The organism is Bacteroides sp. AM16-24 (genome assembly GCF_003471885.1).
Taxonomy (GTDB): domain Bacteria; phylum Bacteroidota; class Bacteroidia; order Bacteroidales; family Bacteroidaceae; genus Bacteroides.
This window is the reverse complement of the sequence record NZ_QRKI01000024.1, coordinates 1-20,729: the sequence shown is the minus strand read 5'-3', so window position 1 is coordinate 20,729 and position 20,729 is coordinate 1. Positions and strand designations below refer to the sequence as shown.

At 43.9% G+C, this 20,729-nt stretch carries 13 protein-coding genes and 3 pseudogenes; 7 read left to right on the top strand and 9 right to left on the bottom strand.

Annotated features, from left to right (window positions below):
- Position 1: 1 nt before the first annotated feature.
- Positions 2 to 901: a serine O-acetyltransferase EpsC gene (gene epsC, locus DW182_RS20275; protein ID WP_007660959.1), complete on the bottom strand. Its 900-nt coding sequence runs from the start codon at positions 899 to 901 to the stop codon at positions 2 to 4.
- 163 nt (positions 902 to 1,064) lie between these two features.
- Between epsC and cysK the strand changes: the two genes are divergently transcribed.
- On the top strand, positions 1,065 to 2,012 hold the full coding sequence (gene cysK / locus DW182_RS20270; protein ID WP_118296625.1) for a cysteine synthase A: 948 nt from the start codon (positions 1,065 to 1,067) through the stop codon (positions 2,010 to 2,012).
- 1,401 nt (positions 2,013 to 3,413) lie between these two features.
- Here cysK and DW182_RS22830 read toward each other — a convergent pair.
- A pseudogene (locus DW182_RS22830) lies at positions 3,414 to 3,556 on the bottom strand (RHS repeat-associated core domain-containing protein); the annotation flags it as partial.
- Between the two features lie 2 nt (positions 3,557 to 3,558).
- On the opposite strand from DW182_RS22830, the pseudogene DW182_RS20255 reads away from it, so the two are divergent.
- Positions 3,559 to 3,750 (top strand): annotated as a pseudogene (locus DW182_RS20255) (S24 family peptidase); the annotation flags it as partial.
- Positions 3,751 to 3,791: 41 nt separating this feature from the next.
- On the opposite strand, the gene DW182_RS20250 reads toward DW182_RS20255, so the two are convergent.
- The 3 genes from DW182_RS20250 to DW182_RS20240 form a co-directional block, all read right to left on the bottom strand.
- A complete protein-coding gene (locus tag DW182_RS20250; protein ID WP_007660944.1) occupies positions 3,792 to 4,268 on the bottom strand; it encodes a pyridoxamine 5'-phosphate oxidase family protein in 477 nt (158 codons plus the stop codon).
- A 110-nt stretch (positions 4,269 to 4,378) separates the two neighbouring features.
- Positions 4,379 to 6,169 (bottom strand): RagB/SusD family nutrient uptake outer membrane protein, encoded by a 1,791-nt coding sequence (locus DW182_RS20245; RefSeq protein WP_118296623.1) that lies wholly within the window; start codon positions 6,167 to 6,169, stop codon positions 4,379 to 4,381.
- A 20-nt stretch (positions 6,170 to 6,189) separates the two neighbouring features.
- Entirely contained in the window at positions 6,190 to 9,309 is a 3,120-nt protein-coding gene (locus DW182_RS20240) for a TonB-dependent receptor (protein WP_118296622.1), read from the bottom strand.
- Positions 9,310 to 9,640: 331 nt separating this feature from the next.
- Here DW182_RS20240 and DW182_RS20235 point away from each other — a divergent pair, with 331 nt between their 5' ends.
- Positions 9,641 to 13,675 (top strand): two-component regulator propeller domain-containing protein, encoded by a 4,035-nt coding sequence (locus DW182_RS20235; protein WP_118296621.1) that lies wholly within the window; start codon positions 9,641 to 9,643, stop codon positions 13,673 to 13,675.
- Between the two features lie 49 nt (positions 13,676 to 13,724).
- Here the strand turns inward: DW182_RS20235 and rnr are convergent, their stop codons facing one another.
- Positions 13,725 to 15,869, bottom strand: coding sequence for a ribonuclease R (gene rnr / locus DW182_RS20230; protein WP_118296620.1), 2,145 nt, complete (start codon positions 15,867 to 15,869; stop codon positions 13,725 to 13,727).
- Positions 15,870 to 16,127: 258 nt separating this feature from the next.
- Between rnr and DW182_RS20225 the strand changes: the two genes are divergently transcribed.
- The 3 genes from DW182_RS20225 to DW182_RS20215 are packed head-to-tail and all read left to right on the top strand — an operon-like array spanning position 16,128 to position 19,051.
- The gene (locus DW182_RS20225) at positions 16,128 to 17,039 is read left to right on the top strand and encodes a cation diffusion facilitator family transporter (protein WP_007660929.1); all 912 of its coding nucleotides are present in this window, start codon (positions 16,128 to 16,130) and stop codon (positions 17,037 to 17,039) included.
- A gap of 48 nt (positions 17,040 to 17,087) precedes the next feature.
- Positions 17,088 to 18,095 carry an NAD(P)-dependent oxidoreductase gene (locus tag DW182_RS20220; RefSeq protein WP_007660928.1) on the top strand — a complete coding sequence of 336 codons (1,008 nt, stop codon included), beginning with the start codon at positions 17,088 to 17,090 and terminating at the stop codon, positions 18,093 to 18,095.
- Positions 18,086 to 19,051 carry a phosphatase PAP2 family protein gene (locus DW182_RS20215; protein WP_007660927.1) on the top strand — a complete coding sequence of 322 codons (966 nt, stop codon included), beginning with the start codon at positions 18,086 to 18,088 and terminating at the stop codon, positions 19,049 to 19,051. Before DW182_RS20220 ends, DW182_RS20215 begins: the two co-directional genes overlap by 10 nt.
- Positions 19,052 to 19,068: 17 nt before the next feature.
- On the opposite strand, the gene DW182_RS20210 is transcribed toward DW182_RS20215, so the two are convergent.
- Positions 19,069 to 19,341, bottom strand: a complete 273-nt coding sequence (locus tag DW182_RS20210) for a hypothetical protein (RefSeq protein WP_147400144.1) — start codon at positions 19,339 to 19,341, stop codon at positions 19,069 to 19,071.
- 24 nt (positions 19,342 to 19,365) lie between these two features.
- Between DW182_RS20210 and DW182_RS20205 the strand changes: the two are divergent.
- Positions 19,366 to 19,526, top strand: a pseudogene (locus DW182_RS20205) (PUA domain-containing protein); the annotation flags it as partial.
- Between the two features lie 116 nt (positions 19,527 to 19,642).
- Here DW182_RS20205 and DW182_RS20200 read toward each other — a convergent pair.
- Positions 19,643 to 20,065: a hypothetical protein gene (locus DW182_RS20200; protein ID WP_147400143.1), complete on the bottom strand. Its 423-nt coding sequence runs from the start codon at positions 20,063 to 20,065 to the stop codon at positions 19,643 to 19,645.
- Positions 20,066 to 20,075: 10 nt separating this feature from the next.
- Positions 20,076 to 20,729: RHS repeat-associated core domain-containing protein (locus tag DW182_RS20195; RefSeq protein ID WP_147400142.1), on the bottom strand; the 654-nt coding region annotated here is incomplete at its 5' end.

Genomic DNA, 20,729 nt, shown 5'->3' with positions numbered 1-20,729 from the left:
GTTATTTTTTTGCTTTAGTCTGTACAATTCTCGCTCCTGGCGGCACATTTTCCGTTACCCAGATATTACCGCCTACTGTGGCACCCTGTCCGATGGTGATGCGTCCCAGGATGGTGGCATTGGAATAGACGATAACATTGTCTTCCAATATCGGATGGCGTGGAATACCTTTGATCGGCTTGCCGTCAGCATCCAGTGGGAAACTCTTGGCACCCAGCGTCACTCCCTGATACAGTTTCACATTATTGCCGATAATGCATGTTTCACCAATTACCACACCTGTTCCGTGGTCTATGGTGAAGTGGCTGCCGATGACGGCACCCGGGTGGATATCTATTCCCGTCTCGCTATGGGCCATTTCGGTGATAATGCGGGGAATGAGAGGAACACCGAGCCTCAGCAGTTCGTGCGCAATACGGTAATTGCTGATGGCGCGTATGGCTGGGTAGCAACTGATTACTTCTCCGAAACTATGTGCGGCAGGGTCTCCATTGTAAGCAGCCGCTACATCCGTAGCCAGTACACGGCGCATTTCCGGCAGGTGGCTGATGAACTTGGCGGCAATCAGCGCAGCTTCTTCACGTTGGAGTTCGGTGCAGCAACTGCATTCGCCGTCGCCGGTAAAGCAAAGACCTGCAAGCACTTGCTCGGTCAGTAAGTCGAACAAACGTTCAACATTCACTCCGATGTGGTACTTTACGGTACGACTGTTGACTGTGGAATTACCGAAATAACCGGGGAAAAGTATGGCACGCGACAGCTCTACGATGTCATGCAACGCTTTGGCCGAAGGCAATGGATTACCGTCCGTGTGCTGATGAAACAGTCCTCTGTAAGACGAACTTTCCGATAGTTCATCGACTGCCTGTGTCAAAATGTGAGTAAAGTTCAATGGACTCATTGGGATATCCTTTTATAATAAGGTGGGCACAAAGGTAACTATTCTCAGCGAAAATCCCTCATTTATAGTATGAAAATCCCACAAATATGGTATTTCTTGTGAACCGTTATCTCGCTATCTTTGTACTTTATAAAGAAGAGTATAAATTAAAACCCAATAAGTTATGAAAAAGATAGCAAAACAGCTCACTGATCTTGTGGGCAACACTCCCTTGCTGGAGCTGAGCAATTACAATAAAGCGGAAGGTTTAAAAGCCCGTCTGATCGTGAAACTGGAGTCATTTAACCCTGCCGGAAGTGTGAAAGACCGCGTGGCATTGGCGATGATTGAAGATGCGGAAGCTTCAGGTTTACTGAACCCCGGAGCCACTATTATAGAACCTACGAGTGGAAACACCGGAATCGGGCTTGCATTTGTAGCTGCTGCAAAAGGTTATAAACTGATTCTTACGATGCCCGACACCATGAGTGTAGAACGCCGTAACCTGCTGAAAGCCCTTGGTGCCGAACTGGTGCTTACACCGGGTGCCAATGGTATGAAGGGTGCCATAGTCCGTGCTGAAGAACTGAAAGCTGCTACTCCGGGTGCGGTAATTCTTCAGCAGTTTGATAACCCTGCAAACCCTGCCATGCACGAACGTACTACGGGACAGGAAATCTGGAGGGATACGGAAGGTGTTGTTGATATTTTTGTAGCCGGTGTCGGTACCGGTGGAACCGTTAGCGGTGTAGGTGCCGCCCTGAAGAAGCATAATCCGGGGGTGAAGGTGGTGGCAGTGGAACCTACCGATTCTCCCGTACTTTCGGGAGGTGCACCGGGAGCACATAAGATACAGGGGATCGGTGCCGGTTTTGTTCCTAAGAACTACAATCCGGCAGTAGTAGATGAAATTCTGCAGGTGACGAATGATGATGCTATTCGTGCGGGTCGTGAATTGGCTAAGTTGGAAGGTTTGTTGGTAGGAATTTCGTCCGGAGCAGCAGTCAGTGCAGCTACCCGTCTGGCACTTCTTCCTGAAAACGTAGGAAAAACAATAGTCGTATTATTGCCGGATACAGGCGAACGTTATCTTTCGACGTTGCTGTATGCGTTCGAAGAATATCCGCTGTAAGATGTCTGACGGATTCTTTTAATGAAAATCTGTTGGATATTTGTTATCGGATTTCGGAGTGAAGAAGTATTCTGATTGAAAATGTCGTACAGACTGAATTTGGAATGGTATAGATAAATATTTCTTTTATGTCCTTTAGAAGTGCCTGTGGCCCTACTTTGGTAGGGCTACACCTTTTACCCCGGATAGCTACACCATTTCGTGGTGATGGCTACACCTTTAGGACGAAAGGGTGTAGCCCTGCTGGAGGGATTGTTCTGGAGGGTAGAATGGAATGATTATTATTTGACAATAAGGCTTTCTATCTTGGTGAGCTAGAACCAGACATTATATGGATAGTCTGATTGAAGACCCGAACGGGAATTCCGTTTGTTGTTCTTTAAATGTTCGGAGCATCAAGATTGATAAATAATCTCCACTTCTACTAAATATTTAAGTAAGAGGTAGGGATATATTTAGAACCGTGGATTGAAAACACTATGATTAGGTTTAGCCGAATCTACTTCATAGTGTATTATCTGCTCTCATTGCAGGAGTATCTGTTATATTTTAAGCGTATTATTAATTTACTAACGATGTTTTTTTTATTATAAATAGCAGTGATGAAATAGTAATAACTTCTGCAATTATATTAGGTAAAAAAATGAAGCTAAACATTGTGTCATAATGTGGATTCCAGATAATATGAATAATAGATGTTATTATTATAGAAGATATAATTTGCAAAATAGCATATAACAATATTTTTATTTTTTTTCAATCTCAGTTTTTGTAATATCATAATAAAGAAAAGCGTACCAATTATAAAGGATATTGATCCCAAATATAATTCAAGTGAAATTAATTCTGTTATTGAAATATTATGTTCCATAATCTTTATTTAGTTGGTTCATATCTAATAGTGCTAAATTTATTTTGATATTCTTTTACTATACTATTGGGTCTAGGGTCAATGATTGTGGGTGATTTCTTTTTGACTTCTGGGTCTTGTTTTAGTACATCTGTAGCAAAAGTACCACAATTATTGCTTGTTAACGAATATTTTTCTCTCTTAGGGTTGGAATTTTCCTTTTTCTTTGATTCCGTATAATTTTTCATTTCTTGAAATTTATCGCTTTTGATGTAGGCTCCTTCAATTTTTCCACCATGACCAGCTTTATCAGAGATTACCCTTAAAGTATTATTTAAGGATTTTTCTGTTGGAGTTCCATCTTTTCCAATTACTATATCCGGAATGGGAATAGTTCTTACAGTACCTCTCCCTTCTGGATCATATCTCCCATATTCGTAATATTTTGTAACGCCTTGTTTGTTGATTAATAAAACTCCGGCATGGCCTAAATTTCCAATTTTCCCTATTGGAGTAGATATTTTGTAATCAGGAAAAGCAATGTATACACCATCTTTGCCATCTGGATCGATTACATTGATCGGGTTATCAAAACAATAGGTGTATAATGAAATATTAAAATGTTTCTCCGCCAGCGGATCAACCCATGCCATCTTCCCAGCGCCGCATCATACATCCTCGCCCCATAATCATGCGATGTATCTGGTGTCATTTTGCATTGACGGCGACGAATACTTGTCAGTGAAGTATGTGAACCGTTCCGATGTGGAAGGTTGCATCAAGCTGGTGAGCTACAATCCGCATCATGACCCGATGGATATTCCACTCGCATCCATACAGGCGATGGCGATTGTCAAGTTTTCCATCAGAAGGAATATGATGATGTAAGTGCGCGCGGGTGTTCGCGTGCGTACGAGAGGGGCGTAAACCTATACTTCGCTAGGTCGAAGCCCGAAGGATCTGCAAGTCATCTTGTCTACCTTGATCTCCCATATTTTCACATTGCGCACGGCAGGTTCGCTATACTTGAACTCGTAGTCGACGTATTGCTGCATGATGATGTCGAGTATACGTCGCTTTTCATCCATATCCTCTATGAAACGGACGTTTCCGTGGCACATCACGCTACGCGACTTCATGCTGTAACTGCATGCCACTTGGCGATGCATATATACCAGTTCGTGCCCTTCGCAGAAGGTGATACAAACGCGCGGGTGGTGTTCTGCCATCGTCACTTTGCCGCCTTCGGGACCGGAATGCAGATAGATGATACCGTCCCGGTAAGCAAAGTTCATGGGGATTACATAGGGATTGCCTTCCGAATCGGTGATACCTACCGTACAGTAAGGGCATTTGCGGATAATTGCTTCAATCTCAGCTGGGTCGGTGATTGCGATTGTCTTCATAGGGCTGAATAAGTGTTTTTTATTTGGTGCAAAGATATAAAAACTGCTCTACAATGGAAAATCATTTTCCGTTGTAGAGCAGAGTTATTATATTATCGGCTTTGTTGGAATTACCAACCCGAATTTTGTTCTATTACAGCTCCGGTGTTCGTATCGATCACTGTCTGTGGTATCGGGAAGAGGTTCCACTTCGTAACTTGAGCTTTGTCCGATTTGAAATATCCGCCCCAGAAAGGCTGGTCTGCAATATACATTGCATGGTTGTTAAGACTCTCGATTCCTTCATTTCCCATGCGGAGTAAAGTTGCCCATCTTCTTTCTTCACCGAATAACTCACGCACCCGTTCATCGAGGATGTATTGCAGTGTTATTTCGTCTGCTGTAGCCAGTTTTGTACATTGTGCACGGTTTCTCAGTTTGTTGATGTCGGTAGCAGCGGCGCCTTTGTCACCTGCACGCAAATTGGCTTCGGCGCGTAGCAGCAGAGTTTCTGCCGAACGGTGTGCATACTGGTCGCAATACATGTTAGAGCGGTTACCGCCGTCGGCCAGATCATCATATCCCCAGTCGTCGATTGGAGCAAGTTTAGTCCAGACAGGGAAGAACTCTGTTATCTTCTGAGTATTGTAATCCAGCATTTCGTAAGGAACCGGTTTACCGTACATGCTATGCTTCGTATCCATGCACACAAACTGGCGGCGGATGTTGCAGGGTGCATTGCGTATATCATCTTCGTAATCGCCTTCCCAAACGTCACTAATAACATAAGTAGTAGGAGCCATATTGGCTACACCGCGTCCACCTACGTAGGCTGATACGTTTCCGCCCGGATATACGCTTTCGTCGATATTGCCAGCCCACGGTCCGGCTGCTGCACCGTTTTCGGCATATTCAGTCTTCCACACTACGTCACGAAGAACGGGAGACATTTCACGGGGATAACCTACAAAGTTGTTTCCGCCATATTCGTGATACACCGTATAATCGTTCTGCAAAGTCCACAGTGCTTCCGTATTTCCTTCAGCATAATCGTAGTTTCCTTGCTGGAAGAGGTCGAAGAATACATTACCATCTTCATAGTAGGCAGCTATGCCATTTTTCGTTGTTCCCCCTCCCGGGATGCTGCGTGTACCGAAACGCTCTGTCATCAACGGATGTAGTGCCATTACTTTGTCGGCATATTCGATGGATTTCCGTAGGCATTCGGTGTCATTGCTCTTGATGGTAGCCAGTGCCAGATAGGCTTCGGCCAGGAAATGGTAAGCGACTCCCTTTGACACGCGTCCGGCTTCCGATGGATAGTCGGGCAGTGCTGCTGCCGCAGCTTCCAGGTCGGTAATAGCGAAGTTATACGTCTCTTCGCGGCTGGAACGTACAAAGTCCAGTTTCAATGTCTGATAGAATTGATCTACCAGGGGAACTCCACCAAACAACTCACCCATTGTCAGGTAACCGTAGCCACGGAAGAACATGATTTCACCATAGGCTTCACTACGCTGTGCTTCACTCTCCCAGGGCATACCTTCTTTATTGTAACCTTCCAGTGATTGGTTGGCATAATTCACCATTTGGAACATGGCATCATAAATTTTATTGGAACTGCTGTTGGTGCTCGACCAGTTGGCGAAGTTACAGTAACCGTTACCCGTGCTGCGGAAATAGGGGGTATCCAGCACATCAGTACCCAGTCCTTTCAGGAAGTAGTCTTGTTGATACCAGTAGCGGATGTGGATGTACAAGTTAGTGATACAAGCCTTCACCTGGTCAATCGTTTCGTACGAGTTGTCGGTGGTGTAGATTGTCTTCGGCTTTTCCGTTAGGAAGCCTTCATCGTCACAAGACGTCGTCATGCCAAGCATGGAAGCTGCGGCAGCTATGAATATGTATTTTTTTGTTTTCATCTTTAGTGTTTTTAATAGAGTTAGAACGTTAAATTCAGACCAAACGAAACGGTACGCGACAACGGGTATCCGTAAGTGTAACCGCTACCTAATGTTTGTTGAACTTCAGGGTCACCGCCTTCCCATCCGGAGATGGTGAAAAGGTTCTTGCAAGCCATGTAAACCTTCAGATTCCCGATACCTGCTTTCTGTACCCAAGGCTGGCGGAAAGTATAGGACAGGCTGAGGTCTTGCAGACGCACGAAGCCATATCCTTGTAGCGGAGTGTAGCGTCCGTCGGTATAGTTGATACGCGGATATTTGTTACTCTTGTTTTCGGGAGTCCACCAGCCGTGGTTGAAGTTATTGTCACCCTGTACGTCGGAAGAAGTACGGAAAGCGTAGTAGTTTACAGCTTGTCCGTAGCCGTTTCCACCGAAGATGCCGGTGAACAACATATAAAGTTCGAAGTCCTTGTAGCGGAATGTATTGCCAAAGCTCATGCGGAAGTTTTCTTTTTTGTATCCCAGGATGGTACGGTCGTCGGCTGTAATTTTACCGTCTTCGCTACCGTCCAGGTTGGCAAACTTCACGTCACCCGGTTCTGCACCGTTGGCTGCCATATATTCTGTATCTTCTTCTTGTACAATACCAATGTTCTTGTAACCATAGATAGCACCCAATGACTTACCCAGGAACAGGGAGTTCGTAATATCGTCCTGACCGTCTCCGTAGAGTTCTTTCAGCTTGTTGCGGTTCATATAGAAAGTCAGTGTGGAACCCCAGTTGAAGTCTTTTGTCTGGATGTTGGTAGTATTCAGGTTAACTTCGATACCCCAGTTGTTTACCTGTCCCATGGTGGCTTTCATGCTGGTCAGACCATTGATCATAACCGGAATGTTACGGTTGAATATCTGGTTGGTGGTCTTGGAGAAGTATCCGTCGAATTCCAGGCGGATGCGGTTGTCGATTAATCCCAGGTCGAAGCCGTAGTTGAATGATTCGGTTTCTTCCCATCCCAGGTCGGAGTTACCCATCGAGGTGATGCGCTGTCCCCAGCTTACTAATGAAGTGTTACCGAACGGATAGCTGTAACCTCCTGACTGTCCCAATGTGATTTTGGAAAGTGTTTCGTAAGGAGAAAGGCTTTGGTTACCATTCTTACCCCAGGATGCTTTCAACTTCAGGTAGCTGATGGCTTTAATATTCTTCATGAAAGCCTCGTTGGATGCTGTCCATGCCAGACCTACTGCCGGGAAAGTACCCCATTTGTGGTTTGCACCGAAGACACTGGAACCGTCACGGCGTACGGAAATACTCAGGTGGTATGTATCGTTGTAGTTGTAGTTGGCACGTCCCAGATAACCTACGTTGGTGTGGCGTGTATAGTTCAGACCGTTGATCTTCTGTGTGGTTGCCAGGTTCAGTCCGTCGTAACTGAGGTTGGTGTTACCCAGTGCGGCAAAGTCGGAACCGTCGAAACGACGGTAGCTGTACTCGTAAGAGTCACGCGTATATACATAAGTCAGGTCTACATAGTGCTTACCGAATTGGCGCTGCCAGTTTACTATATTGTCTAATACCCATGATGTGTTCTTTGTGCGTGCGCTGTAACCGTTTGCTGAGGCCAAGTAATTGGCTACAGTAGAGGCGGAATAGCGGTCGTCGCTGGAACCTTCTTTTACGTAATATCCTTCATGCGTAAAGTAATCGCGTTCGATGTTTTCTACGGAATAGCTACCGTTCAGGCGGTAAGTCAAACCTTCTACCCAGGGACATTTCACCAATACGTGTCCTTTCATGGAGGTAGTGGCATACGTGTCATGGTCGTCGATAGTACCGCTCTCTACATTCCACATCGGATTGATACGGTAAATACCCTCATTACAGGGGAATTTCTCCAATCCACCGCCATCGGCACGTTCGGCACGACCGTAAGGGCTCAGACGGATGGCTTGGTAGAGGTCGTATACGCTGGTTCCGGAATAGTCGTTGTAGGTGTAGTTTACCTGTCCGCCTAATTGCAACCAGTCTGTGATGTCCGATTGCAAGCGTGCTGTCAGGGCGGTGCGGTCGTAATCGTCTCCTTTCACAACTCCTTGCTGGTCGGTGTATGTACCGGACAGATAGTAATTAATCTTCTCCGTAGCTCCCGAAACAGAAGCTGAGTAGTTCTGCATCAATCCGGTGCGGGTACAATAGTCGTACCAGTCGATGGTATTTCCGTTTTTGTAGTTTTCGTATTCGAACTCTCGCATCCATGTAGGATCGGCGTCCTCTGCCAGACCACTCAACAGGTTTACTTTCTTTACATAATCTTCGGGACTTAACAAGTCCGGTTTTGCTGCTGCTGTAGAGAAAGCCCAGGAAGTATTGACGTTGATGACGGGTTTACCCAACTTTCCTTTCTTGGTAGTGATCATAATTACACCATTGGCAGCTTGCGAACCGTAAGCTGCGAGTGAAGTAGCATCTTTCAGGATACTCATGCTTTCGATAGTTGTCGGATCGATGTCGCGGAAGCTTCCCATATAGATCACACCGTCCATTACGATCAGCGGAGTAGAACCACCATTTACTGATTTCTGACCACGAACCTGCAATGAAGGTGCCTGTCCGGCTCCTTGTTGCTGCGATACCGTGATACCGGTAGCCGTACCACGCAGAATGTCCATTGCATTGGAGGTAGGCATCAGTGCCAGCGGAGTTTCCGAGGCTTTTACGGTAGAAACCGAACCTGTAAAGTTCTTGCGCTTGGTAGTACCATAACCTACCACTACTACTTCATCCAGCATCTCGGCATCTTCTTTCAGTTGTATGTCCATTACTTTTCCGGCAACAACAGGTAATTCCTGTGTCTGATAACCGATGTACGAAATAACTAATGTTGCGTTGGGAGTGACACTTAGGGTGAATTTACCATCCAAATCAGTGATTGTGCCGTTCGATGTGCCTTTTTCCAATACGCTGGCACCGATAATGGCTTCTCCTGTTGCATCCTTGATAATACCTGTGACGGTTTGTTTCTGTTGCTGAACTGCATGTACGGAAGTTACACTGTCTTCAGCCATTACTGCGAGGGGCTGAGCTGCGATGAAACCAGTGCAAAGCAATAAGGCTGTGAGGACCTTCCGGTTTCTTTTGAACGAGTTTTCTTTCATCGTTTTTCTTTTTTTATTAGACCAAATAAGGTGATTAAATTAGTAATCCGGATAAATCGGCTCCTTCAATGAGAGGCCGGTTACCTAAAAAACTTGGAGAATTTCTTCTTTTCATTAATATTAGATTTTTTAGTTTTTATACTTTTGTCATTGCAAAATTAGATGCTAAATGGAAAGCCATAGATAGAAAAATAGGCAAGTAGAATACAAAAATCGTTCAAGACGAATTATTGGTTGGTTTATGTTGAATTTTTAGTGCATCTTTGGGACTACTTCGTAAGGAACTATATACAGGTTCCAGGCTATTACTTTTAAAATAAAACAGATTCAAATGAAGAACACTCTACTATTTCTGGGGCTGATTATTCTTTTGGTTGCAAAATCAGAAGCACAACCCTATACGATTAAAAGACTGGGGGTAGAAGACGGGCTGTCCAGTAATTACGTGGTGGGGATTACCCAGGATAAACAAGGATGCATGTGGTTTGCCACCGAGGGCGGGCTGAATAAATTCGATGGCAGGCAGTTTACGGTTTATAAAAAATATACCTCGAAGCTGAGTGCCAATGAACTGAACTGTGTGTGTGCCGATCCGCGCGACAATAAAGTGTGGATAGGTACCCAACGTGAAGGCCTGTGTGTGTTCGATTGTGATGCGGATACGTTCACTGTATACAGGGCGGGAGATGGCACTATTGCAACCAATGATATTACCAATATCATCCCTTCCTTCGACAAAAAAGGGTTGTGGATTACCACCTATCATGTAGGTATCCATTATTATGATATCGAAACCGGGAAATTCACTCATTACTATGAACACAATGTGAAAGGACTGGGCGGATTGAAAAACTATATAGCCTGTGATGACGGTCGGGGAAATCTGTATGTCGGGCATGATGGCAAGGGGATGAGTGTCATTTCATTAAAGGATCATACAATAAAAAGGTATCAGCACGTTTCCGATGATCCGGATAGCCTTCCGGGAGGACTTGTCGTTGCCTTGTGTGTAGATGAACAAAGAAATATATGGGTAGGTACGAATAAAGGACTCTCCATCTTTAATCCTGCAACCGAAAAGTTCACCACTTTCAGGCATATTCCGGGCGATGAGAACTCGTTGCTTTCCAATCAGGTGCTGGATATAAAACAGATGAGGGACGGACGGTTGTGGATCTGTACCAATATGGGTGGTGTCAGTATACTTGATATGCAACAGAATGCATTTACTTCACCAACCCATATACATTTTCAGAATATACCTGCTACCAATGATGTGCACGGCTTGTCGGGACCTAATGCCAGATGTGCTTTTCAAGATAGCTTCGGGAATATTTGGCTGGGGAATTACCGGGGAGGAGTCGATTTTATAAGTTATGCACAGCCCATTTTTAATATGTTGCCCTACACAGTGGAAAGAGACGGTAAACAGAGTAGTAAACAAGTTTGGGGATTGTTTGCAAAAGATGATAAAGTATTGGTTGGGGGCGAAGGTGAGTTTGCTGTTTTTCAGAAGAATAAGCTGATAGATACTTTCTTATTGCGTTCTTATCAGACTCAATCCAATACTCATATTAATATTATATACAAAGATTCTCAGGACCGGTTGTGGATGGGGACTTATCTGAACGGTATTCTTCTGTATGATCTGCAAAACAAGAAAATGACCCGTATCGGTAAAACGTCTCACGAGGAAACCCTGAATGTTCATTGTTTCTATGAAGATAAAAACGGGAGTATCTGGGTTGGGACGGAGAGCGGACTTTATATCTATGAAAACGGAAAGCTGGAAGTGGCAGGTTTCATTCAAAGTCAGCTGCCGGATACAAAGATACATGGTATCTTGAGGGATAAAGAAGATAAACTGTGGATAGGAACATTCGGCAAAGGTGTTTCGGTATTCGATCCGAACAATAAGCTTATATATAATTTCGTAGTTGAAAATGGTTTCTGTTCGAATGCCGTCAACCATATGATGCAGGATTCCCGACAAAGGATATTAGTTGCTACGCGTGAGGGAGTGGCAATTTTCCATGATACGGCCAATCCGGACGAGTATGAAGTCTTTAAAGAACGGAATGGCTTGGAAAACAGTCAGGTGCGTGCTATTACTGAGGATAAGCTTCATCAAATATGGATCAGTACGAATGGTGGAGTCTCCCGACTGGATGAGGCGAAGAAGGTATTTTATAATTATAGCCATCACGACGGAGTACCTATGGGTGATTTTATGAATGGATCTACCTGCATGACTTCTGATGGCACCATGTATTTTGGTTCACAGAATGGTGCGTGTTATTTTAATCCCAAGGATATTCCTACTAACCGTGAGGTATCTTCTATTGTCATTACCCGTTTTTGTACGTATCACCGTATGAAAGAGAGTCATGACGAGGAATTGCCGATGCCTATTGCTGATGGGGAGATAAATTTACCGTATAATCAGAATACATTCAAGATATCTTTCAATGTGCTGGACTATACCCAAAGCCCGCAAGTAGAATTTACTTATATGCTGGAGGGGTTAGAAAAAGCCTGGTATAACACGCAAGGAGAGAATCAGGTAACTTTTCGTAATATTTCTCCCGGTACGTATGTCTTTAAAGTAAAGACACGTATTCGCAACCAGGAATGGGATGAGAAAGAGGCTTCGCTGGTGATTCATATACAGCCACCGTTTTGGCTCACATGGTATGCCAAACTGGTTTATGTATTGCTCTTTGTCCTGGCTCTCTATGGATTACTTCATTTCTATAAGCATAAGATAGACTTGGAAAGTTCATTGGATCTGGAACGCAGAAAAAGTCAGAATGACTTGGAACTGAACAATGAAAGGCTGCGTTTCTATACTAATATTACGCACGAGTTGCGTACACCGCTAACGCTGATTCTGGGACCATTGGAAGATCTGTTGAGTGATGGTACCCTATCTCCCAAGCATGCCAATAAGATCAGTATCATCCACGATAGTGCTACCCGCCTGCTGAATCTAATCAATCGTATTCTGGAGTTCCGTAAAACAGAGACTCAAAACCGGAAACTGGCAGTGGCAAGGGGAAATCTGGCACAACTGGTACAGGAAATCGGGCTGCGTTATAAAGAGCTGAATCCCAACAATAAGGTGGCTTATCATATTCATATTGAAACCGAAGATGCCGAGCTGTTCTATGATGCGGATATGGTCACTATCATATTGGATAATCTATTGAGTAATGCCGTCAAATATACTTCGGAAGGAGAGATAACACTGACCTTGCGTTCGGTAGAGGAAATGCAGATAAAATATACGGAAATCAGTGTGAAAGATACCGGGCATGGTATCGAGCCGGAAGCATTACCGCATATCTTCGACCGTTATTATCAGGCTAAAAGTAAGTTTCAGGCATCAGGTTCAGGTATTGGTCTGGCACTGGTGAAAGGACTTACCGATTTGCACGAAGGTATGCTGAAGGTGGGAAGTACACCAGAAGTGGGAACCACATTTATCTTGCGTTTGTTGACGGAGAATACTTATCCTAATGCAATTCATGTGGAGAGCAAGGTGAAAAAACTGCCCATTCCAACGGAGGATATGGGCGGAATGGATCCTGCTTTGGACGGATGTCCCATTGTGCTCGTGGTGGAGGATAACTCTGATATTCGTGAGTATATAAAAAGTTCGTTTGCTGATATTTATGAAGTGATTACTGCCAAAGATGGACAAGAAGGTTGGGAATTGACACAAGCGCGGATTCCGAATGTTATAGTATCGGACATCATGATGCCGATTATGGATGGAGTGGAACTTTGTAAGAAAGTAAAAGAGGATATGCGTACCAGTCATATTCCGGTTATCCTGCTGACGGCCAAGGATTCTTTGCATGACAAGGAGGAAGGCTATGCCTCGGGTGCGGATGCTTATCTGACGAAACCATTCAGTGCAAAACTGCTGCATAGCTGTATCAATAACTTGCTGGAAACACGCAAGAAGATTGCTTCGCAATTATTACTGGCCGATGTAAAGCCTGCTCAGGAACAAGCTGTAAGTTCACTGAACAGGCTGGATAATGAGTTTATGCAGAAAATTACGCAGATCATCGAGGAGAACATAGAGATGGAGAAGATGGATGTGGCTTTCATTGCAGATAAGATGTGTATGAGTCATTCTACCCTATATCGGAAGATTAAAGGTTTGGCAGATATGTCGGCCAATGAGTTTATTCGTAAGGTAAAGATGCGTAAAAGTGTGGAGATGTTGATATCTGGTGAATATACAATTTCAGAGATTTCCTATATGACGGGATTTAGTAGCGTGGCTTATTTCCGGCAATGTTTCAAGAATGAGTATGGGGTTTCACCTTCCGGATATGTAAAGCAGAAACAATAATAATGTATGAAGGCACGGATTCCGCACCTTCATACATTATTTAGATTATTTAGTCTACCAAAGCAAAGTCCAGTTGCTTCTTCTCCAGGTTGGCGCGTGCCACTTTAATCGTAATTGCATCTCCCAGACTATACGTGCGGTGCTTGCGGCGTCCACACAGACAGTAGTTCTTTTCGTCGAACTCATAGTAATCATCATCGAGGTCACGGATAGGTATCATACCTTCACATTTGTTTTCGTTCAACTCTACGTACAGCCCCCACTCCGTTACACCGGAGATTACACCGTCGAATATCTGTCCCAGACGTTCCGTCATAAACTCTACCTGTTTGTACTTCACAGAAGCACGTTCGGCATTGGCTGCAATTTGCTCCATGTTGCTGGAATGGTCGCAGAGATCTTCGTACTTAGTTTCGGAAACACTGCGTCCGCCAGCTAGGTATTTGGTGAGCAGGCGGTGTACCATCATATCCGGGAACCGGCGGATGGGGGAGGTGAAATGCGTATAGTAATCGAATGCCAATCCGTAGTGCCCGATGTTATGCGTGGAATAACGCGCTTTCTGCATGGCACGGATGGATACGGTTTCGATAAGGTTCTCTTCTTTCTTCCCTTGAATATCATCCAGTAAGTGGTTGATGGACTTGGATACATCCGTCTTCGTACCGCTGGTACGTAGCTTGTAACCGAATCGGGCAATGAATTGCGCCAGGTTATCTAGCTTTTCCGGGTCCGGAAGATCGTGGATACGATAAGGGAATACCTTTGCTTTCTTGTTTTTCGGTACGCGGCCGATCTTCTCGGCTACGGTACGGTTGGCAAGCAGCATGAACTCCTCTACCAACTTATTGGCATCTTGGGACACTTTGAAGTAAACGCTGATGGGTTTGCCTTTTGCGTCTATCTCGAATTTCACTTCGTAGCGGTCGAAGTTGATGGCTCCGGAGACGAAACGTTTTTGACGTAATGCCTTGGCAATGGTATCTAGCATCAGGATTTCTTCCTTGAAGTCACCTTCTTTAGTCTCAATCACCTGTTGTGCTTCCTCGTAAGTAAAGCGGCGGTCAGACTTGATTACCGTATGTACCACGCGTGCATCCTTCACATCTCCTTTTTCATTGATCTCAAAGATGACCGAGTATGCCAGTTTCTCTTCATCGGGACGCAGGGAACAGATGAAGTTACAGAGGCGTTCGGGAAGCATCGGGATGGTACGGTCTACCAGATAAACAGATGTGGCACGCTTTTCAGCTTCCTTATCGATGATGCTGCCCTCGGTGACGTAGTGGGTGACATCAGCAATGTGTACACCTACTTCCCACAAGCCATCCTTTATTTTACGGATAGAGAGAGCATCGTCGAAGTCCTTGGCATCTTTCGGGTCGATGGTGAAAGTAGTTACATTCCGGAAGTCCTCGCGCTTGGCAATCTCTTCGACGGAAATCTCGGCTGGGATTCTGTCTGCAGCTTTTTCTACGGAAGAAGGGTAAACGTAAGGTAAACCAAACTCGGCGAGGATAGCGTGCATCTCCGTGGTATTGTCACCTGCTTTACCCAGGATGTCGATGACTTGCCCGATGGGGTTTTTGGCTTTGTCAGGCCATTCCACCACTTTCACGATGGCCTTATCACCTGTTTTCCCGCCTTTCAGCTTCTCTTTCGGGATAAAGATATCGTTGGCAAGTGTACGGTTTTCCGTTACGAGGAAAGCGTATGAACTGCCTACTTCCAATGTACCGACAAAGGTATCGTTGGCACGTTCCAGTATTTCGATAACTTCCCCTTCGGCTTCACGTCCACGACGTTTGGCATAGAAGGAGATGCGTACTTTGTCATTGTTCATAGCGTGTGCCGAGTTACGTTCGGCAACGAATATCGGATCGCCGCCACCTTCAGGAATGAAAGAGTTCTTTCCGTTGCTTTTACGTTGGAAAGTACCCACCATTTCTACGCCGTGGTTGTTCAGCTTATACTTGCTTTTATCCACTTCAGTGATATAGTCGTCCAACAACAGGTCACTCAGGATATCCCTGCATAACATCTTCAGGGGATGCGTGGTGAGATGAAGTTGTTCAAATATGTATTTCAGAGACAGTACTTCGTCGGGTTTTGAATGGAAAAAATCCATTAGCGCGGCGATGAGTTCTTTTTTCTTCATCCGTTTGCCGGCTTTCTTTTCTTTGTTCTTAGCCATATATTTAAAAGTTTTTAGTTACGAGCTACAGGTTACAAGTATAAAAACTGCTACATAAGCATCGAGCCGCATGGCAATTGTAGCCCGTAGCTTGTAACTTGTAGCTAACTCACGCCTACAAAGTAAACAAATAATTGTTATCACTCGTTCAATCTATCCCCAAAATATTCTTTGTTGGTAGAAAATAACCGGTAAATTGCAGAAACAAACGGATTTATGTACTATATTTGCAACGATTTATAAAAAAACGGCTGGATAATGGAACAAGCGTTGGACAAGCAAAACACTGAACGGGAAAAAGGAATTTACCGGGTGACTGTGATGGGTAGTATTGTAAATTTCCTCTTGCTTGTATTCAAATTCTTTGCCGCTTTCTTCGGTCATAGTGCTGCTATGCTGGCAGATGCGGTTCATTCATTGTCGGACTTTGTCACTGATATTATAGTGATTCTGTTTGTGCGTATATCTGCCAAGCCCGAGGATGAAAGCCACGATTACGGGCACGGAAAGTACGAGACATTGGCTACGGCTATTATCGGTATTCTGTTGCTGTTTGTGGGATTTGGTATTCTTTGGAGCGGTGTATCGTCCATTTATCGTTTCTTGCAGGGAGGTTCTTTGCAGGAACCGGGTATTCTGGCACTGGCAGCAGCGTTGATATCCATTGTTTCAAAGGAAGTTATTTATCGCTATACAGTATTTAAGGGAAAGAAATTGAACTCACAGGCAGTGATTGCCAATGCGTGGCATCACCGGAGTGATGCACTTTCTTCCATTGGCACAGCTATCGGTATTGGTGGCGCAATTTTGTTGGGTCCCCATTGGCGGGTACTCGATCCGATAGCGGCAGTGATAGTAAGCTTCTTTATTATGAAAGTCTCTATCCGGTTGCTCATACCTTGTGTAGATGAACTACTGGAGAAATCGTTGCCTGTCGAGGTGGAAAATCAGATACAGGAGACCATTCTGTCATTTCCCGGTGTCAGTTCACCGCATCATTTGCGTACACGTCGTATTGGGAGTTATTGTGCCATTGAAGTACATGTGCGTATGGATGGCAAGATTCCTTTGGAAGAGGCACACCGGACAGCGACGGAAATAGAGAACAAGCTAAAAGAGATGTTCGGTAGGGGTACACATGTGGGTATTCATGTCGAACCGTTGAAATAGTGATTCCTAATCGCACTAAATACATTTGTTTAACGTAAAGAGTGACAGGTGGAAAGTATATTAATTACAGGAGCCAGCGGATTTATCGGAAGTTTCATCGTGGAAGAAGCGTTGAAGCGGAAGTTTGGTGTGTGGGCGGGAATCCGTTCAAGCAGTAGCCGGAAGTATTTGCGAAACCGCAAAATACATATCCTTGAACTGGACTTTGCACATCCCAATGAACTGCGTGCCCAACTTTCCGGACACAAAGGAACGTATAATAAGTTTGATTATATCATCCATTGTGCCGGGGTAACCAAGTGCACCGATAAACGGGAATTCGACCGGGTGAATTATTTGCAGACGAAATATTTCGTTGATACTCTTCGCGAGCTGAACATGATACCGAAACAGTTTATTTATATCAGTACGCTGAGTGTGTTCGGTCCTGTTCATGAGAAAACTTACCAACCGATTACAGAGGAAGATTCGCCCCTGCCCAACACCGCTTACGGATTGAGCAAACTCAAAGCCGAGCTTTATTTACAAAGTATTCCCGGATTCCCCTATGTTATTTATCGCCCCACAGGAGTATATGGCCCGCGTGAAAAAGATTATTACCTGATGGCTAAGTCTATCAAGCAACATACGGATTTTGCGGTCGGTTTCCGCCGTCAGGATCTGACATTTATTTATGTGAAAGATATTGTGCAGGCTGTGTTCCTTGGTATCGAGAAGCGGGCATGTCGCCGTGCCTATTTCCTGGCAGACGGTCAGGTGTATCGTAGCCGTGCTTTTTCTGACTTGATCCGGAAAGAATTGGGTAATCCGTTTGTAATTCGGGTGATATGTCCGTTAATTGTGTTGAAAGTTGTATCTTTGCTCGCTGAATCCTGGGCAAAGTGGAACAAGATACCAAGTACGCTCAATTCTGATAAGTATAACATAATGAAACAACGCAATTGGCAATGTGACATTACCCCGGCTGTAAAAGAGTTGGGTTTTGCGCCCCAGTATAATCTGGAACAAGGCGTAAAGGAGACCGTTGCCTGGTATAAGAACGAGGGATGGCTTTAGATTTATTTAAAAAGGTAGAAACCCGGAAAGGGTTGTTTGCAGTCGAGAAGATAACACTTATATATAATCTGTTGACTTCTATTTTGATCTTGTTTCTTTTCCAGGAAATGGATCATCCTGTACAGATGTTGATTGATCGTGCTATGATTGCCGGCATGACATTCCTGTTGATGTATCTTTACCGGCTGGCACCCTGTAAGTTCTCTGCTTTTGTGCGTATTGCCATCCAGATGTCTCTGCTTTCATATTGGTACCCCGATACATTTGAGTTTAACCGGATATTCCCGAACCTCGACCATGTTTTTGCTTCGGCCGAACAGTGGCTGTTCAACGGACAACCGGCAGTATGGTTCTGTCTTCGTTTTCCGCAGATGTGGGTGAGTGAGCCGTTTAATATGGGGTATTTCTTCTACTATCCGATGATTCTGATTGTGGTGCTTTGGTACTTTATCTACCGTTTTCAGTATTTCGAAAAGTTATCATTCGTGCTGGTCACTTCGTTCTTTATCTATTATCTGATTTATATCTTTGTTCCGGTGGCAGGCCCGCAATTCTATTTTCCGGCTATCGGAGATGATAATGTGGCGCAAGGGGTGTTCCCTTCCATTGGAGATTACTTCAACCATAATCAGGAGTTGCTGCCCGGACCGGGATACGATCATGGGTTCTTCTACAATTTGGTAGAGGGGTCACAGCAAATTGGTGAGCGTCCTACGGCGGCTTTTCCCAGTTCACATGTGGGTATCTCCACGCTCTTGATGATTATGGCATGGCGTGGCAGTCGCCGGCTGTTTGCATGTCTGTTCCCATTCTATATACTGCTTTGCTGTGCCACGGTGTATATCCAGGCACATTATCTCATCGACTCGATTGTAGGGTTCATCTCAGCCTTCGGTCTGTATGTGGTGGTGACATGGATGTTTAAGAGATGGTTCGCACAGCCAATGTTCAAATAGTGCAAACAATATTTTTGCTATCTTTTTCTTACATCCTGCATTAATGCCTGTCGGGTGATACACTTTTCCGGATTGGAGCTGACCTGTACGTCGCCACGGTTATCCGTAGTCCGGTACCACCTGCATGACAATTCACCATCGGCTGTATTGCTGAGATACTCGGTCTTCACACGTTTGCCATTGTCGTGCCACTCCTCTCCCGGACCGTACTGTTCCAATACACGCTCTAGGGGCGAAGCCTTGTAAACAGGTTTTGAATACGCTTTGCCGTCGCCATAATTGGACGACAATCGGGAACGGGATTGGACGGTGCCATTGAAGAAGAATTTGAAAAAGACGACATCGTACAGATCATCGGCTTCGAAGGAAATCCAGAGGAATGGGCAAAGCAAACTGCGACTCTACACAGGCCAGAGAAACAATGGGAAAAAATGGCAAGAAACCGGTAGTACATTACGATTATCTATATATAGAATATAGAAAAAGAAAACAAACAATCCCTGTCTCTACAGTTATTTCAGAGAGACAGGGAAAATTTACGCCAATGAATATTAAATTCACCTTATATTAATTCCAGAATAATCATCATGACTACCATGGAATAACAATGTTATTTCGATGATAAATATCCATAAGTTCTTTTATATAAGAAAGTTTTTCTGAATCTGAAAAACAGCAACTACTCTTTTCAAAGAAAGAATATACAGATTTTAATGTCTGATACAAATCAGTATGACAATTCAGAAAAGTCTTAGTTTTCTTATCTAATAATAACAAATATGTATAACTATGTGATGCATATACTCCTATTCGATATATTCCACAACTGTCAGAATCGTTTAATGCATCTAATTTTAGCAATTCATAAGCATAATAAGAACATTTATCACCATCCCGCATTTCACCTGTACTAACCAAAAAGTCCTTTATTTCTTTATTTTCAAAGTCTTGTGCGAACAGATTATTTCCAATTGGAACAATCAGCGCAAGTAATATTGTTACAAATTTTATCATATACATTATTTTAGAATTTATTATGTTGATTGAATAATTCACGCAATGTATTGTTTTCAACTTCATTAGGAGTTTTTTCAATATCATGTGAGGTATTCTTTGTTACATTTTCTTTACTTTCTTTTATATTCTGTTCATCAGTAGCATGTACAGACTCATGTATAGCAATAGCACCTATAGCTTCATTATTGTTCTTTGTCGCCACTTTATACTTCTTAGATTTAGAAGTATTTGCAGTGAAAAATTCATTCAATGTTCCTTCAAAAATGACAATATCAACAGACTTTAATTTATCACCAACAAAATATTTCTTAGAGGTTCCCAATCTATATCTGTTTCTATTATTAGCTCTTTCTATTTTACTCTCAGAACTAATACTTAAGGTTATATTATGGTCTGCATTTACCATTTTCTCAAACTGTATCATTCCGGTTCGAGTTTGCATCATAGCATTACCAATTCGTAAAGCATCTTGAGATGCATTTGGAAGCCAACCATCGTCTTTAGTATATATAACATTGCCTTTGGCATCAACTATTTTCCTTCCATCAGGATCAACATATCTCACCGGATTATTCCCGCAATACGCATACGGACTCACCCCATAATACTTCTCCGCCAACGGATCCATCGTCGTAAACCTTCCCAACGCAGCATCATAATG

What these genes read in the sequence shown, in the direction of transcription:
- DW182_RS20200 (WP_147400143.1), bottom strand. Translation starts at nt 20,065, where the DNA reads ATGATAAAATTTGTAACAATATTACTTGCGCTGATTGTTCCAATTGGA.
- DW182_RS20215 (WP_007660927.1), top strand. Translation starts at nt 18,086, where the DNA reads ATGGCTTTAGATTTATTTAAAAAGGTAGAAACCCGGAAAGGGTTGTTT.
- cysK (WP_118296625.1), top strand. Translation starts at nt 1,065, where the DNA reads ATGAAAAAGATAGCAAAACAGCTCACTGATCTTGTGGGCAACACTCCC.
- DW182_RS20245 (WP_118296623.1), bottom strand. Translation starts at nt 6,169, where the DNA reads ATGAAAACAAAAAAATACATATTCATAGCTGCCGCAGCTTCCATGCTT.
- DW182_RS20235 (WP_118296621.1), top strand. Translation starts at nt 9,641, where the DNA reads ATGAAGAACACTCTACTATTTCTGGGGCTGATTATTCTTTTGGTTGCA.
- rnr (WP_118296620.1), bottom strand. Translation starts at nt 15,869, where the DNA reads ATGGCTAAGAACAAAGAAAAGAAAGCCGGCAAACGGATGAAGAAAAAA.
- DW182_RS20225 (WP_007660929.1), top strand. Translation starts at nt 16,128, where the DNA reads ATGGAACAAGCGTTGGACAAGCAAAACACTGAACGGGAAAAAGGAATT.
- DW182_RS20240 (WP_118296622.1), bottom strand. Translation starts at nt 9,309, where the DNA reads ATGAAAGAAAACTCGTTCAAAAGAAACCGGAAGGTCCTCACAGCCTTA.
- DW182_RS20250 (WP_007660944.1), bottom strand. Translation starts at nt 4,268, where the DNA reads ATGAAGACAATCGCAATCACCGACCCAGCTGAGATTGAAGCAATTATC.
- epsC (WP_007660959.1), bottom strand. Translation starts at nt 901, where the DNA reads ATGAGTCCATTGAACTTTACTCACATTTTGACACAGGCAGTCGATGAA.